Annotated in this window: 15 protein-coding genes, 1 other RNA gene and 1 pseudogene; 5 read left to right on the forward strand and 12 right to left on the reverse strand. The window is 37.9% G+C overall.

Annotated features, from left to right (window positions below; all coding sequences use genetic code 11):
• Positions 1-37: 37 nt before the first annotated feature.
• The 6 genes from WA338_RS12030 to WA338_RS12055 all read right to left on the reverse strand — a co-directional run bounded on the left by WA338_RS12030 (position 38) and on the right by WA338_RS12055 (position 4,569).
• On the reverse strand, positions 38-1,051 hold the full coding sequence (locus tag WA338_RS12030) for a hypothetical protein (protein WP_009780502.1): 1,014 nt from the start codon (positions 1,049-1,051) through the stop codon (positions 38-40).
• A gap of 225 nt (positions 1,052-1,276) precedes the next feature.
• Complete coding sequence (locus tag WA338_RS12035) at positions 1,277-1,405, reverse strand: hypothetical protein (protein ID WP_009780503.1); 129 nt, start codon at positions 1,403-1,405, stop codon at positions 1,277-1,279.
• 43 nt (positions 1,406-1,448) lie between these two features.
• The gene (locus WA338_RS12040; protein ID WP_009780504.1) at positions 1,449-1,814 is read right to left on the reverse strand and encodes a 1-acyl-sn-glycerol-3-phosphate acyltransferase; all 366 of its coding nucleotides are present in this window, start codon (positions 1,812-1,814) and stop codon (positions 1,449-1,451) included.
• Positions 1,814-2,566 carry a 3-deoxy-manno-octulosonate cytidylyltransferase gene (gene kdsB, locus WA338_RS12045; RefSeq protein ID WP_272984874.1) on the reverse strand — a complete coding sequence of 251 codons (753 nt, stop codon included), beginning with the start codon at positions 2,564-2,566 and terminating at the stop codon, positions 1,814-1,816. The genes WA338_RS12040 and kdsB overlap by 1 nt, the downstream gene beginning before the upstream one ends.
• Positions 2,563-3,132 (reverse strand): DUF4126 domain-containing protein, encoded by a 570-nt coding sequence (locus WA338_RS12050; protein WP_272984876.1) that lies wholly within the window; start codon positions 3,130-3,132, stop codon positions 2,563-2,565. Before WA338_RS12050 ends, kdsB begins: the two co-directional genes overlap by 4 nt.
• Before the next feature lie 6 nt (positions 3,133-3,138).
• A complete protein-coding gene (locus WA338_RS12055; protein ID WP_272984878.1) occupies positions 3,139-4,569 on the reverse strand; it encodes an ATP-dependent DNA helicase in 1,431 nt (476 codons plus the stop codon).
• 116 nt (positions 4,570-4,685) lie between these two features.
• Here WA338_RS12055 and WA338_RS12060 point away from each other — a divergent pair, with 116 nt between their 5' ends.
• From WA338_RS12060 to rsmD, 3 genes are read left to right on the forward strand one after another with little or no spacing between them, the layout of a single operon-like run.
• The gene (locus tag WA338_RS12060) at positions 4,686-5,339 is read left to right on the forward strand and encodes a hypothetical protein (RefSeq protein WP_009780508.1); all 654 of its coding nucleotides are present in this window, start codon (positions 4,686-4,688) and stop codon (positions 5,337-5,339) included.
• Positions 5,329-6,120, forward strand: a complete 792-nt coding sequence (locus tag WA338_RS12065) for a DUF3822 family protein (protein ID WP_009780509.1) — start codon at positions 5,329-5,331, stop codon at positions 6,118-6,120. The genes WA338_RS12060 and WA338_RS12065 overlap by 11 nt, the downstream gene beginning before the upstream one ends.
• Positions 6,117-6,662: a 16S rRNA (guanine(966)-N(2))-methyltransferase RsmD gene (gene rsmD, locus WA338_RS12070; protein WP_009780510.1), complete on the forward strand. Its 546-nt coding sequence runs from the start codon at positions 6,117-6,119 to the stop codon at positions 6,660-6,662. The genes WA338_RS12065 and rsmD overlap by 4 nt, the downstream gene beginning before the upstream one ends.
• Before the next feature lie 425 nt (positions 6,663-7,087).
• Here the strand turns inward: rsmD and rnpB are convergent.
• Positions 7,088-7,407: RNase P RNA component class A (rnpB, locus tag WA338_RS12075), an RNA gene on the reverse strand.
• Positions 7,408-7,589: 182 nt separating this feature from the next.
• Here rnpB and WA338_RS12080 point away from each other — a divergent pair.
• Positions 7,590-9,358, forward strand: a pseudogene (locus WA338_RS12080) (DNA polymerase III subunit gamma/tau).
• Positions 9,358-9,939 carry a tRNA-(ms[2]io[6]A)-hydroxylase gene (locus WA338_RS12085; protein ID WP_009780514.1) on the forward strand — a complete coding sequence of 194 codons (582 nt, stop codon included), beginning with the start codon at positions 9,358-9,360 and terminating at the stop codon, positions 9,937-9,939. Before WA338_RS12080 ends, WA338_RS12085 begins: the two are co-directional and overlap by 1 nt.
• Positions 9,940-9,997: 58 nt before the next feature.
• On the opposite strand, the gene WA338_RS12090 is transcribed toward WA338_RS12085, so the two are convergent.
• The 5 genes from WA338_RS12090 to pdxH all read right to left on the reverse strand — a co-directional run bounded on the left by WA338_RS12090 (position 9,998) and on the right by pdxH (position 14,786).
• The gene (locus WA338_RS12090; RefSeq protein ID WP_009780515.1) at positions 9,998-10,585 is read right to left on the reverse strand and encodes a porin family protein; all 588 of its coding nucleotides are present in this window, start codon (positions 10,583-10,585) and stop codon (positions 9,998-10,000) included.
• A 71-nt stretch (positions 10,586-10,656) separates the two neighbouring features.
• Positions 10,657-11,556, reverse strand: a complete 900-nt coding sequence (locus tag WA338_RS12095; RefSeq protein ID WP_009780516.1) for a Ppx/GppA phosphatase family protein — start codon at positions 11,554-11,556, stop codon at positions 10,657-10,659.
• 3 nt (positions 11,557-11,559) lie between these two features.
• Positions 11,560-13,644: a polyphosphate kinase 1 gene (gene ppk1 / locus WA338_RS12100; RefSeq protein ID WP_336093499.1), complete on the reverse strand. Its 2,085-nt coding sequence runs from the start codon at positions 13,642-13,644 to the stop codon at positions 11,560-11,562.
• Complete coding sequence (locus WA338_RS12105; RefSeq protein ID WP_272984880.1) at positions 13,645-14,130, reverse strand: SixA phosphatase family protein; 486 nt, start codon at positions 14,128-14,130, stop codon at positions 13,645-13,647.
• Between the two features lie 11 nt (positions 14,131-14,141).
• Complete coding sequence (gene pdxH / locus WA338_RS12110; RefSeq protein WP_272984882.1) at positions 14,142-14,786, reverse strand: pyridoxamine 5'-phosphate oxidase; 645 nt, start codon at positions 14,784-14,786, stop codon at positions 14,142-14,144.
• Between the last annotated feature and the right edge of the window lie 98 nt (positions 14,787-14,884).

A 14,884-nucleotide genomic window follows, 5' to 3' on the forward strand; every position in this document is an offset into this window, starting at 1 on the left:
GCAAAGCTGCGCTTTTTCATTCTATAAGATGAATGAATTAATCTTTATATAAGTATAATGAAGATACACCGGCAAGTGATGCAGCAGAGCTCGGCGCTACATTACCTCCACCAGCTGTAGATACATTTCCATAGGCTAATACTTGTCCGCCTCCGTTTGCAAGTTCAGCAACGTAAACAGCATCTGTATCGGCGTCATACACCACATTTACAGGATTACCTAATAATGTTGCACTACCTTCATAACGAATTTGATTTGTTACAGAAAGTGTTCCTCCGTTTTCTACTGCATCAAATTTTGATTCAAAGTCTGAAATCACGTGGAATGCACCATCAGTATCAAAATCTCCTCCTGAAGCCGCTGCGATATCGGTCATAATCATCGTATCACCATCAAAATCTAAACCGTGCGTTCTTACAATTCCTTCAACAGTAATCCGTTTACTAGCAGCTACGGTAGCATCGGTCATATTTGAAGAAGCAAAATCTGTAAATACAGCAAGATCGCTGCTGCTATCAACAACTGCATATAAATCATCACCTACAAATTCAATACCCCATACAGCAAATTCTACAGTTACTGTATTTCTAAGTTCAAAAGAATCTCCATCTTTTTCAAAAACGAAAAATCTTCCGTCATCATTAGCATTATCTGAAACTACATAGATGTTTCCATTTACTGCTAGGTCACGTGGACTTTGTAAAGCCGAAGGCCCGGTAACATCAACATTGAGATCAACAGTAGCTTCGATAAAATCACTGATTCCGAAGTAAGATTGCAAAGAAGTTTGTGTTGCTCCTCGTGCTGCAATCGTAAAACCATCATCATCTGGACTATAATAAATACCTTCAGCATCAGTTGCTGCTGTTGTATAAACGGTAGATCCTCCTCTTAATAAGTCATATTTTGTCACATTACCATCAGCGTGACTTGTCGCGTATAAATCTGCAGTACCAACGATTACTGTTCCGGTATTATCATCATCGTCACTACAAGAGGCTAATGTAAAAAGGCCTAAAGCGCCTGCAAAAAGAAATTTTGAAATGTTCATAAATTGAGTTTTAGTTTAATTTGTTTGTTCATCTAAGTAACGTAAATGCAACAAGCTCAGTTCTTAAATAATTACAAACGAATCAACACACAAGCACAACTAACTGAATATCAAATTATTAAAAATAAAAATTATAGAAGTTTAACGAAGATTTAGTAACTCTTTAGCACATGTTAAGAAAGAAGATTTTCACAATTATTGCCAAAATCTTTAAAGAAAACTTAATTAACTGCGTTCGGGAATTTTTCCCTGAACATCCTTAAAGAATAATCTCAGACGGGCCATATCCTGTTTTAAATTGCCTGAAGGATAAAGCGGTACACCTATACGATGTTCTTTTTTTCCGAAATCCATCGTGATGGGTACTATGGGTACTTGCGCTTTTAAAGCAATATAGTTAAAATCCGGTTTTCCAGTTTTCTACTTTCTTTCGAGTACCTTCAGGAGAAAGCGCTAATCTAAAAACCTCGTGCTCTTTGAACATATTGGCAATTCGATCTACTTTATTTTCGTTCTTAAATCGGTCTAAAGGAATTCCGCCTACTTTTCTAAAGTACCATCCAAAAGGCCATTTGAATAATTCCTTTTTACCCAAAAAATTGATCGTAACTCCAATACAACTTCTAAAAAGCAGTCCCATATAGAAATCGTGCCAACTGGTATGTGGCGCAGCGATGACTACCATTTTGTTTACCTCTTTAGGAAATCTTCCTTTAATTTTCCACCCTAAGGCTTTATAAATGAAAAGAGCGAATCGCTGCATCAGCTTTGTTTATTTTTTAAAATAGCGCGAGCTTCCTCTAGATCTTGAGGTGTATCAATGCCAATAGCTGGAGCGTCAGAAGGTACCATCTTGATACGTTTACCATATTCTAAGTAACGAATAGCTTCAATCTTTTCTGCAGCTTCAAGCATGCGCATGGGCAATTTGGCAAAATCTAAGACCGCTTGCTTTCTAAATGCATAAATACCTTTATGTTTATAATAGACACTTTCTACATCGCGATCTCTTCGATAAGGGATAGGTGCTCTCGAAAAGTAAAGTGCAAAACTCGCCTGATCTACAATTACCTTTACATTATTTGGATTTTCTATATCCTCAATTTTTGAAATGGGCGTCATTAACGAAGCCAAGTCTATCGCATCTGCATCTTTTTCATAAAAAACCTGTAGCACATTGCGCATATCTTCGGTATTGGTAAACGGTTCATCTCCCTGAACGTTCACCACAATATCAATATCAAGATCTGCAACAGCCTCTGCAATTCGATCGCTTCCGCAGCTATGTTCTTGCTGGCTCATTATCGCATGGCCGCCGGCGCCGGTAATGGTTTCATATATTAATTCACTATCGGTAACCACGTAAACCGTGTCAAATAATTGTGTTTGAACGGCAGCCTCATAAGTGCGTAGAATCACTGGTTTCCCCTCGAGATCTTTCATCAATTTACCGGGAAATCTAGACGCCTCATAACGTGCCGGAATCATTGCTATTGTTTTCAATTTCTTAGTCATTTCTTAAGAGCATTCTTTTTTAGCTTTCGCTTACGGTACCATTTATAAACTCGGTAGGCCAAAAGCACTACCAAAACGCCTGCAAGAATAGGAATAAAAATGGCAAGCACAGCAAGTATTGTTGAAACTATAGATTCTAAAGTCGAGAAAATAGGATTAGCAATCCCTAAGGTTGAAGCAGTCGAAGTCGCCCTAATAGCTGCTGTAGAACCGGCAATAAGTCCGGCTGTTCCTCCCCCTCCAATAATCGCCAGAGCCCAAGAAATCCAAGGTGCATCATCACCAAAAGTCACAAAAAATAACATGGTCCCTGCCACGCTGGCAAGTGGAACAGCTATACTGTCTAAAGCATTGTCAAACCAAGGAATATAATATGCGAGTACTTCAAGACAGGAAGCCACTCCCAATAGCACTAAGGCTTGCCAGTTTCCTAACCATTCCCAAGCACTGAGTTCTATAACCTCAAAGTAGGCTGCCGCACTTAAGGCCAATAAAGGCAGAAATATTCTAAATCCCGCCGCAGCTGCAAGGCCAATTCCTAAACAAATACTTATGACTAGTTCCATTAGTGCTTATTCAACAAACATATCGTCTTTAAAACCTATAAGATACAGTTTTTTGCGCGCACGCGTGACCGCGGTGTATAACCAACGTAAGTAATCTTTATCCATTCCGTTAGGTAAGTATGGCTGTTCTACCATAATAGTTTCCCATTGACCACCTTGAGACTTATGGCACGTGATGGCATATGAAAACTTCACCTGCAGCGCATTGAAGAACTTGTTGTTTTTGACTTTCATAAACTTCTTATACTTAGAAGTCTCGTCTGCATAATCTTTCATCACTTCCTGGTAAAGCTTATTACCCTCCTCATAAGATAAGGATGGTGTTTCTGAAGTAAGCGTATCTAATAATAAAACCGTTTCAAAAGGAGCCAAATTAGGATAATCTGTCATTTGTATTTTCACTTCCGCGAAGCGAAAACCATACAACTCTTTAATACTGAAAATTTCCAGAATCTCAATGATATCTCCATTTGCAATGAAACCTGCCTCGCTTTTTGTATCTAACCAAAAATAATTATTCTTAACCACCATAAAATAATCCCCTGCACTTACTTCCTCTTCCTTAAAAAGGATACGTGAGCGAATTTGCTGATTATACAGATTAGCACGTTTATTTGATCTTACGATGATGGCAGTACCTTCATTACCATATTCTCTGTAAGAGTCTCCCAGAGCATCCATAATCTCGTGGCCATCTATAAGCCGAACTACATCATTTTGACCGCTTAAATCAAATCTGAAATCCTCATAGAGCTCGTCGTTTAGAAATTCTCTAATTCGAGTCGCATTTTTTAGAATACCACTCGTTTCAGCTTGCCGCATTACTTCATCGAGCTCAATACTTTTTACTGTCTTATCAAATTGCATTTGAAGGTTACGCTCATCCAATGCCGGACTCAAATCCATTTTTACAGGAGGAAGCTGAGCCTGATCTCCTATTAAAAGTAATTTACATTTATGACCGCTATACACATAAGACATCAAATCATCCAGTAAAGAGCCATTCTCAAAGAGTTTAGACTCTGAAGCATTATCAGAAATCATTGAAGCTTCATCTACGATAAAAATCGTGTTTCGGTGCTTGTTGCGTTGTAGCGTAAAAGAAACACCTCCACCCCGTTCTTTTTTGGGGTAATAGATCTTTCGGTGAATGGTATTCGCCGGTTTATCGCTGTAATTAGAAATCACTTTAGCTGCCCTTCCTGTAGGCGCCAATTGCACAGACGACATTTTAATTTTCCACAAGTTTTTAACAATTGCACCAATCACCGTAGTTTTTCCGGTTCCGGCAAAACCTTTTAAAACGTAAATTGAATTATTTTTAGGCTCGAATAAAAAAGCGCTAAGTTGTTGTAATAGAATGTCTTGTTTCTGGGTTGGCGTAAAAGGAAAATCTTTGAGTAAAAGCTTATAAAATGCGTGCTGATCCAGCTCCATAAAAAATTATTGAAAGTGTAAAGATACTAATGAATTTAAGGGGATATCCTTTAACGATTAAAAAAAAATTGTAGATTTGCTTATAACCTTAATTAAAATCTAAAACCACACATCGAATGAAAATAGTAATTCAGTTAGTACTTTGGGTTGTTATCGGAGTATTAGGATATTTACTTTTTAACGCTGTTTACGGCGAAGTAAAATTTAATGACCTTAAAGTTGTACGTTATCAAAAAGCGATTGAAAATCTAAAAGATATACGCGCAGGTCAATTAGCTTTCAAACAAATCAATGGAAAATTTGCAGAAAACTTTGAGCAACTAGAAAGTTTTATTGACACAGCTGAATTTGTACTTACCGAGCGTCGTGACACTATGGTCCTTGACGAAGAAGCAACACGTCGTTATCGTGTAGATACACGTAAAGAAATTACTATTATTGATACTTTAGGATATAAGTCTATTAAAGATTCTCTTTACCAAGGTACCAACCGTTACAAAACAATGAAGAACGTACCTATTGCAGGAACTGACGCTCAATTTGAAATGGAATCAGGTACTCTTCTTAAGAGTGATGTGCCAATCCCGGTTTTTGAAGCTAAAGTATCTAAAGATGTATTATTATTTGACCAACCAAAAGACTACGTTTCTAAAGAAAAACAAGTAGTTTCTGTTGATGGTGTAAATGGTGCTTACCTTTCTGTAGGTTCTATGACTGAAGTTAATACGAATGGTAACTGGCCAAAGAGTTACGGCGACAATGACGAATAAATCTCTGGAGCATCCAGAAAATCTTATAGTGTCCATCCAGGTTAGCCTGGATGGATTTTCTTTTTTTATCAAAAAAAGTACAGATGGATTGTGCATAGAATCAAAAAGTTTTGATTTTAAAAATGTGCACACGCCTCAACGCGCTTTAGAAGAGATCCAAAAGATCTTTGAGGCTACGCCTAGCCTCAATCAAGCATTTGAAGAAGTGATCGTGCTTTATGCAAACGAACTTTTTACAGTTGTACCGAAAGCTTTATTTGATGAAAATAGGCTTACCGATTACCTTAAGTTTAATACCAAAATTCTTAAGACAGATTTCATCGTTTATGATGAGATCGAAACTTTAGATCTTGTCAATGTTTATGTTCCCTACACCAACATAAACAACTTCTTTTTTGATCACTTTGGTACATTCACCTATTACCACAGTCAATCAATACTTTTAAACAGCATTTTATCAAATGCTCAAAACAAACGTGCTGAAGTTTTTGTACATTTTGAAAAAACCTCACTAACACTTATTGCTTATCAGGGTCAAAAACTTCTGTTAAGCAATCAGTTCAAATTTGAAACACCTCAAGATTGTATTTACTATATTTTGTTTTGCTATGAGCAATTACAGCTTGATCCTGAAGTACACCAGCTTACTTTAAGCGGTAAAATATCTGAAGATGATGCAAACTACAAGCTTATTTACGATTATGTTCGAGAGGTAGTGCTCAATAATAACAGCAAAGAAGATCATCAAAGCAGCTTTTTAAAATATCAACTGGGTTTATGAGAATAATAAGTGGAAATTATAAAGGAAGACGCATCATCGCTCCAAAAAAATTACCTGTACGTCCAACTACAGATATGGCCAAGGAGTCCTTATTCAACATTCTCAGAAATCGCTACAGCTTTAGCACTATAAGCGTTTTAGACCTGTTTGCCGGTACAGGAAATATAAGTTATGAATTTGCTTCTAGAGGAGCTAAAGCGATCACAGCTGTAGATGCAAACGCAGGTTGTGCTCGATTTATACAACAAACTTCAGAGCAGTTAGAAATGAACATCAATGTGATTAAAGCAGATGTTTATGGCTATTTATCTAGAGCGGCAGAACAGCACGATTTAATTTTTGCAGACCCTCCATATGACTTTGAGACGACCGAATTTATAAAAATAGTAGATCTAGTCTTTGAGCAAAACTTGCTTTCTCAAGAAGGAACGTTGGTTATAGAACATAGTAAACATACCGATTTGCAAGAACATCCTTTATGTTTTGAGACGCGCAAATATGGCGGAAGTGTCTTTAGCTTTTTTTCTAAAAAAGATTCGTAAAATACTGGCTTTTAGTTAATTTTGCTGAAAAATACACCCAACTTGAATCCACTTAAAACTATTAAGTTAGACTTTTGCGTCTTGAACTTTTACGATACGTTTGTCATTTCTGAAGTAAATGAAGGTGTAAACGTAAGTAAAGAACACATTGCAAAGGCACATCAAACCATTGTTGATTTTTTTGGAAGCAATACCTATTATGGGTATATCTCGCTACGAATCAACGATTACAACGTAGATCCTACAGACTATTTATCGTGTCCTTTCTATGACCACATTACCGGTATGGCAATTGTAAGCGATAAAGCTATTAAAAGGGAAACTGCAAATTTTGAACGTGCGTTCTTTAAAAAGTCGCTAGAAGTTTTTTATACTGTTGAAGAAGCTGTAAACTGGATCACGACCTTACCTACAGAAAATTTAAATAAAAAAGCAGACCTATAAGCCGGATTCTGTTCTTACTCAAGAGTAATACCTTATCATTTATCTAGACAAACAATTACTTGTTTGCTCAATCTGCCTACCCTCCGACATCGCACGAGAAGCACTTAATTGTCGGTATACATGACATTGCACCGCATAGAGTTTACCTGATTTCACTACAGCATTACCTGTACATCCTTTCTGTTGCACTGGTCCTAATAACCTAGAAAAATAGATTATTGACGGCCGTTAGCCGCTATGCCTCTCTGTGGTGTCCGGACTTTCCTCTCATTAAAAAACGAGCGATAAGGCGGTCTGCTTAGCGCAAAAGTAAGCTTTTAATTAGAGCCGGTATACTGCTTACTGAAAATTGAAATTGAAAATTGTTGATAACATAATGGGAAAAATAGTCCAAGTTGAATGGCTATTGCTCAAGCTCTTTTTATATTTGTTTCCTTTAGAAATTATAAGAGTTTCTATTCTAATTTTTACCACAATTCTGCATTGGAACAGTTTATAGTATCAGCCCGAAAGTATAGACCTGCGACGTTTAAAGACGTTGTAGGCCAGCAGGCCATTACCAATACACTCGAGAATGCAATCGCAAACAATCATCTGGCTCAGGCCTTGTTATTTACAGGACCGCGCGGTGTAGGTAAAACTACCTGTGCTCGTATTCTTGCAAAAAAAATAAATCAGGAGGCTGATGAGGTTGTTGATGAGAACGAAGACTATGCATTCAACATTTTTGAATTGGATGCTGCATCAAACAACTCGGTTGATGATATTAGAAATCTTATAGATCAAGTACGTATCGCCCCTCAAGTAGGAAACTACAAAGTCTATATTATTGACGAGGTGCATATGCTTTCTTCTGCGGCTTTTAATGCGTTTTTAAAAACCCTTGAAGAACCGCCAAAACACGCGATTTTTATTCTCGCTACTACTGAAAAGCACAAAATTCTACCTACGATTCTTTCAAGATGTCAAATTTTTGACTTCAAAAGAATCACGGTAAAGGATATTCGTGAACATCTTGTTGATATAGCAAAACAAGAAGGTATCACAGCAGATGAAGAAGCTTTGCATATTATTGCACAAAAAGCTGATGGCGCCCTGCGCGACGCGCTTTCTACCTTTGACCGTGTAGTGAGTTTTTCTGGTGAAAATCTAACTCGTGCTGCAGTTACAGAAAATCTCAACGTTCTTGATTACGACACGTATTTTGAAACTACAGACCTCATTTTAAATAATGATATCCCACAGCTATTGCTCAATTTTAACGAAATTCTGGCAAGAGGTTTTGATGGACATCATTTTATTGCAGGTTTAGCTTCGCACTATCGCGACTTGATGGTTTGCAAGCAACCGGCAACCATTGCGCTTCTTGAAGTTGGTGATCAAACCAAAAAGAGGTATCACGAGCAAGCGCAAAAAACAAGCTTCAGCTTTTTAATGCAAGCTTTAGAAAAAGCTAACGAATGTGACCTTAAATACAGAACAAGTCGCAATCCAAGACTACTGGTTGAACTTTGTTTAATGCAAATGGCCTCTATCACTTTTGATGGAGAAAAAAAAAAGCCCGTGACTTTATAATTCCGGCTTCTCATTTTAAAACAGCTCAGCAACAGCAACCGAAACCAGCTACTGCTCAAGAACCTCGGAATACTCCAACTCCAGCTGCTCAACAACAGGACATACCGTCTCAAAATAACAATACAGCTACAGAAACTTCAGTACAAGCAGAAACAGTTGAAGAACCTAAAGTAGTTCAAGAGCGACCACGCGTTAAGCCAGATCTATCGTCAAACAATCAACGTGTTTCGGGACTTTCATTAAAAGGATTAAGGCGAAAAAGAGAAATCCTCGAAAAACAAACCGAAAAAGAGGTTGACGCCAGCCAATTACCAAGAAAGCCTTTTACCGAAATTGCAATGCAAGCAGCCTGGAAAGAGTATGTTGCCAGATTGCAGAAAAAAGGTGAAAAAATATTAGCGTCAAATCTTGAGACAGACACACCTACGCTTAAAGGAACTACCATTCTACTGGAGTTCCCTAATGATACTATGCGTGTCGAACTCGAGCGTGCACAACACAACCTACTTGAATTTTTAAAGCGTAAATTAGAAAATTACGACATAACGATTGACATCACGGTTAATGAGGCGGCAGAACGCAAATACGCTTATACAACTCGTGAAAAATATGAGAAACTGAAGGATAAGAATCCTGATCTCGACTTATTACGTAAAACTTTTGATCTCGATATCTAATGTTAGGACTAAAATTACCCACAGACCCCAGATGGGTCAACATCGTAGAAATGAATATCGATGATATTCTCACAGACCATGCATTTTGTGAACAGAAGGCCGCATCTACAGCCATATCTCTAATGGTGTCATTTCCTGAATATACAGAATTGGTACAAGAAATGATCGCTCTCGTAAAAGAAGAAATAAGCCATTTTAAGTTGGTACACGATAAGATCATTGCCCGAGGAAACACCTTAGGTCAAGACCGGAAAGATGCTTATGTAAACAAACTTTTAAAGTTTTTCCCTAAAGGAGGCAGCAGAACTACACAACTAGTGCATAGACTTCTTTATGCGGCGTTAATTGAAGCCCGAAGCTGCGAACGCTTCAGATTGCTTTCTCAAGAATTACAAGATGAAGAGTTACGTACTTTTTATCATAATCTAATGGTAAGTGAAGCCAACCATTACACGATGTTTTTAGGGTTTGCAAGAAAGTATGGTGATGAAAAAGAGGTTAACCAAAAATGGCAAGAGCTACTCGATTTTGAAGCCGAAATCATGAAAGACCTCAGTAAAGATCAAACCATTCACGGTTAAACTAAAAAAGCCATCTTAGAATTAAGATGGCTTTTTTATATCTAAATTATTGCAGTCATTATAGGCGGTAAGATGCCATTAATGCAAAATATTGATTAGTTCCTTCAATGTTTTGATTGTTAGGTTCAATCACATTTCTAAATCCTACAGAATAACGAGCTTCTAAGGCAAGGAAATCAAAGATTTGAACTCCGATCCCACCAATACCCGAATAGTCAAAGTTCTTATAAATACCGTTGTTGTAAGAATTCCAAACGGCAATACCCACTTGTGGACCTAGGTGAATATTGAATTTACCAAAATTCTTTTTGATCAAAAGCGGCAACTGAATATAATCAAGTTCTGCGCGTTCGTCAAAAGGTCTTTCTGGCACACCATTCACATCAAAACCAAAGTTTCCCTCAGGACCGGTGTTGGGCTTAATACCTTGGCCAGAGTACAATAGTTCTGGTTGAAACTGAAACGCACTACCTAAAGGAATTTCTGCAAAAATACCGGCTGCAAATCCGTAACGGGTACTTGAGTTCTCAAAAGCATCTCCATCAAGCGTTGAAAAGTTCATCCCCATTTTTGCACCGTAGCGCACTCCTTGAGCAAAAGTGCTTATCGAAGCTAAAAGAAATATTCCAAGTAAAAATTTCTTCATAAGTTAAAAGTTTTGTTTTGTTGAAGTTCAGTTCATTAACAAACAATAATACTATTATTTTTAGTTTCAGCCTATGCCGGCTGTGTTTTATCGTTGTAAAGCGATTTTATTATACCATCTGATAATCCAATCTTGGGAACATAGATATTTTTTGACCTACTCCACTTCATTGCAGAAAGGTATATACGTGTCGCCGGAATAATTACATCAGCTCGGTCAAGGTTTAGTCCAAGTTCTGTAACACGCTCCTCATAAGTATACGACTGAATAAACTCATAGAAAGTTACCATATAGAAATAGGTAAGTGGTTTGCCGTCTTTCTTACCACTTAGTTTAAAGATCTTATTGATATTACCTCCAGAACCTATCAAGTCAATTTTTTTATGCCCTTCGGTAACTTCTTTAATCCACTGCTCTACTTCGTTCCAGGTGTTGTGTCCTACAAGTCCTTCAAGCAAACGTACAGTTCCTAATTTAAAAGAGCGAGAGGCAACTACTTCTCCTCCGCTATACAGTGTAAATTCTGTACTACCACCACCAACATCTACATATAAATACGATCGATCTGAAGTTATTAACGATTGCAAATCGGTATTGGCAATGATTGCCGCCTCATCGCTTCCGTCAATAATATTTATTGATACTCCGGTTTTTTTCTTGATCACTTTTACTACCTCACTCCCGTTGATAGCTTCACGCATTGCGGAAGTAGCACAAGCTTTATAGTCAACCACCTTATGCGACTTCATCAACAATTTGAAAGCTTCCATAGTGTCGATCATTCGCTGAATATTCTCTTCAGATATTTTTTTCTCCTTAAAAACATCAGCCCCTAATCGAATAGGCACACGTACTAAAGAACTCTTTCTAAAAATAGGATCACGACCTTCAACTTCTATTACGTTGGCAACCAGCAAACGTACGGCGTTAGATCCTATATCAATGGCTCCATATTTCTTTAGTTCAATCATAATTTAATTTAGTTTATTCAAGTAGTAATCGTAAGTGGCAAATTGAGAGCGTAGCGGAGCTTCATCGTTTTTACGGTATGCGTTATCCTGTGCTGCGGTAATCTCTCGCGCTTTTACGTTATCATTCCAACATATTGTATACGTGTCAATAATCTCCTGCTTGATGTCTTCATCATAAATGGGGCAAGTAACTTCTACCCTATTGTCTAAGTTACGCGTCATCCAGTCTGACGAAGAGATAAAGACCTTCTCATCACCTTCTTCACCAAAGATCATCACTCTTGGATGCTCAAGAAACTTGTCTACAATACTTATAAGACGAATGTTTTCACTCATTCCTTCAACCCCGGGAATCAAACAACAAACCCCGCGTATGATCATATCTATTTGAACTCCGGCTGCACTGGCTGCATACAATTTATCGATGATCGCATAATTTGACATGCTGTTAAGTTTCAGTCTGATATATCCTTTACCTCCAATTTTGACTTTCTTGATTTCATTTTCGATCAACTTGTAAAACGTGTTGCGCGCGTAATGTGGTGAAATAACCAAATGCTGATACGTGTTTACGATGTAGTTGGTATCAAAGAAATTAAAGAGTTTACTCAGATCTTTAAGTATCTGCTTGTTTGCCGTAAAAAGCGTGTAATCTGTGTAAATACGGGCGGTCATCCCGTTGAAGTTTCCGGTACTTATAAAACCATAACGTTTTAAGCGCGAACCTTCTTGACGCTCAATGACACAAACTTTACTGTGCACTTTAAGCCCTGGAACGCCAAAAATAAGTTTAACGCCTTCGTCCTGCATTTTATTGGCATAGCGCATATTGCTCTCTTCGTCAAAACGCGCACGCAATTCGATTTGCACGGTAACCTCTTTACCATTTTTAGCAGCATTTATCAATGCACTTGCCACGTGGCTTAATTTTGCCAAACGATAAATCGTAATTTTTATCGTCTTTACCTTAGGATCTAATGCTGCCTCGCGCAAAAACTTGATCACGTATGCAAAAGTGTGATAGGGTGTATATTGTAAAAAGTCTTTCTCTGCAACCTTTTTAAACATACTGTCATTCAAGCTGATGCCCTTTATAGGAAGTGGCTTTTGCTTGGCATAGAGTAAATCGTTGCGCCCCAAACTCGGGAAGCCCATATAATCCTTTCGGTTATGATAACGCCCTCCGGGAATAATACTATCTGTATATTCTATTCCTAATTTTTTTAGCAGAAAAGCCAACGTATCGCTGTCTATTGTTTGATCGTGAACAAAACGTACAGGCTCTGCATCTTCTCTTCCTTTTACACTTTTTGAGAGTTTTTCAATAAAACTTTTTCCAAGATCAGATTCGAGATCTAACTCGGCATCACGCGTGATCTTAATCATATGAGCAGAAATCTCATCGTACTCAAATATGCTGAAGACCGACTCTAAGTTATACCGAATCAAGTCATCCAAAATCATAATGTAATCATTACCATCTACCTGTGGAAGTACAACAAAACGATCGAGTTCGCTTGGGATTTCTACCAAAGCATAAATAGGTTTTTTACTGCCCTTTTTCTTCATGGTTATCGTGAGATAGGCTTCTAAATCCTGGATACGCGGAAGCTCTAGATCATCGTTTAGAACAATGGTAACAAGCGCCGGACTCACCTTTTCTGTAAAAAAAGATTTGATATATTCGCTATGTTCGGGGAAGTGAACTTCGTTTTCTTTGATCACATAAATTCCTTCCTCTTTTAAATGCTGAAGAATATCATCAATGATATTTAAACTTTCTTCTTGCTGCTGAATAACGATTTTTGTGATCTTCTCCAGAAGCTCATCTGCGGCATAAACACCTAAAGCCTTTCTACCTTTTTTACCGGCTTCTACAATACGTTTTACCGTAGCATATCGTACTTTAAAAAATTCGTCAAGGTTGTTAGAAAAAATACCCACAAAACGCAAGCGCTCAATTAACGGAACGCTTTCATCTGCTGCCTCTTGCAATACTCTGGCATTAAACTGTAGCCAGCTAATTTCTCTATTGATATAACGAGACTCGTCTGCCCCTAATGTTGCCATATTTAATCTGTTATCCATTTATTTTAATTGCTTCGGTTTTACGTAAAGCTTAGTTTCTCCTCGATCTATGGCTTCCCACCGGTCTACATCAAAGGTGATCATAGTAAATGCAGCCGTTGCCACATTGTCTATCGCTTTACTTCCGTACTGATTTACCCAATAAGTCAAAGCATTATTATGACCAAAAAGCATCAAACGATCGACCTCATCATCACACGATCTTATAAAATTATCTAGTCCCGTCCCGTTAAAATCATACAATTCGTGTGATAGCTCCAAGCATTCTTCGGGAATGCCCAGTTCTTTTAAATACAGTAAAGCTGTAGTTTTTGCACGCACAGCATCGCTACTTACAATACGCTGTGGTAAACTGATTTTTTCTCGAATATACGCACCCATTTTAGGAGCATCGGTAAGACCGCGCTCATTTAAAGGTCGCTTATGATCTTCAAGGTCAAATTCCCATGAAGATTTTGCGTGACGTACTAAATATAATGTTTTCATAGATTTTTTAATTAAGGAGCAAGACGCTCCAACTTCCAAGGCACTCCACCCGGCGTATAGCGCAATCTGTCGTGAAGACGATTGGGTCTTCCCTGCCAGAATTCAAATTCGGTAGGAACTACGAGATAACCTCCCCAATGCGGTGGTTTTGGTATTTCGCCTGTACTATACTTTTCTTCCAACTCCTTTAAACGGTTTTCTAAAAATTCCCGATCCGGAATCACTTCGCTCTGCGGAGACGTCCAAGCGCCTAGCTGACTGCCAGCCGGTCTGGAATGAAAATATGCTGTAGAGGTTTCTTCTGAAACTTTTTCGGCACGTCCTTTTATTATCACCTGGCGTTCTAGATGAGGCCAGAAAAAAGACAGACAAAGATTCGGGTTTTGGGCGATAGCTTTTCCTTTTTCACTATCGTAATTCGTATAAAAAACAAAGCCATTTTCATCGTAGCTCTTCAGCAATACTACACGACTTTTGGGAAAACCATCAAGACCAATTGTAGAAACCGTCATTGCGTTGACTTCGATATCTCCGGCAATAGCTTCGGTCTCTTTAAACCATTTTCTAAACTGCTCAAATGGATTGTTTTCGCTCTGCGCAATGGTGAGTTCACTCTTTTCGTAAGACTTTCTATAATCACTTAAATCTTCTGCCATATTCATATTTTGAAGCAAGGTACATCAATGTGCTATAAAGGTAAAAAGCACAAACGTATCTTTTACTATAATTTAAAATTAAATAAAGAGATTATTCT

The organism is Leeuwenhoekiella sp. CH_XMU1409-2, assembly GCF_037029365.1.
Lineage (GTDB): Bacteria > Bacteroidota > Bacteroidia > Flavobacteriales > Flavobacteriaceae > Leeuwenhoekiella > Leeuwenhoekiella blandensis.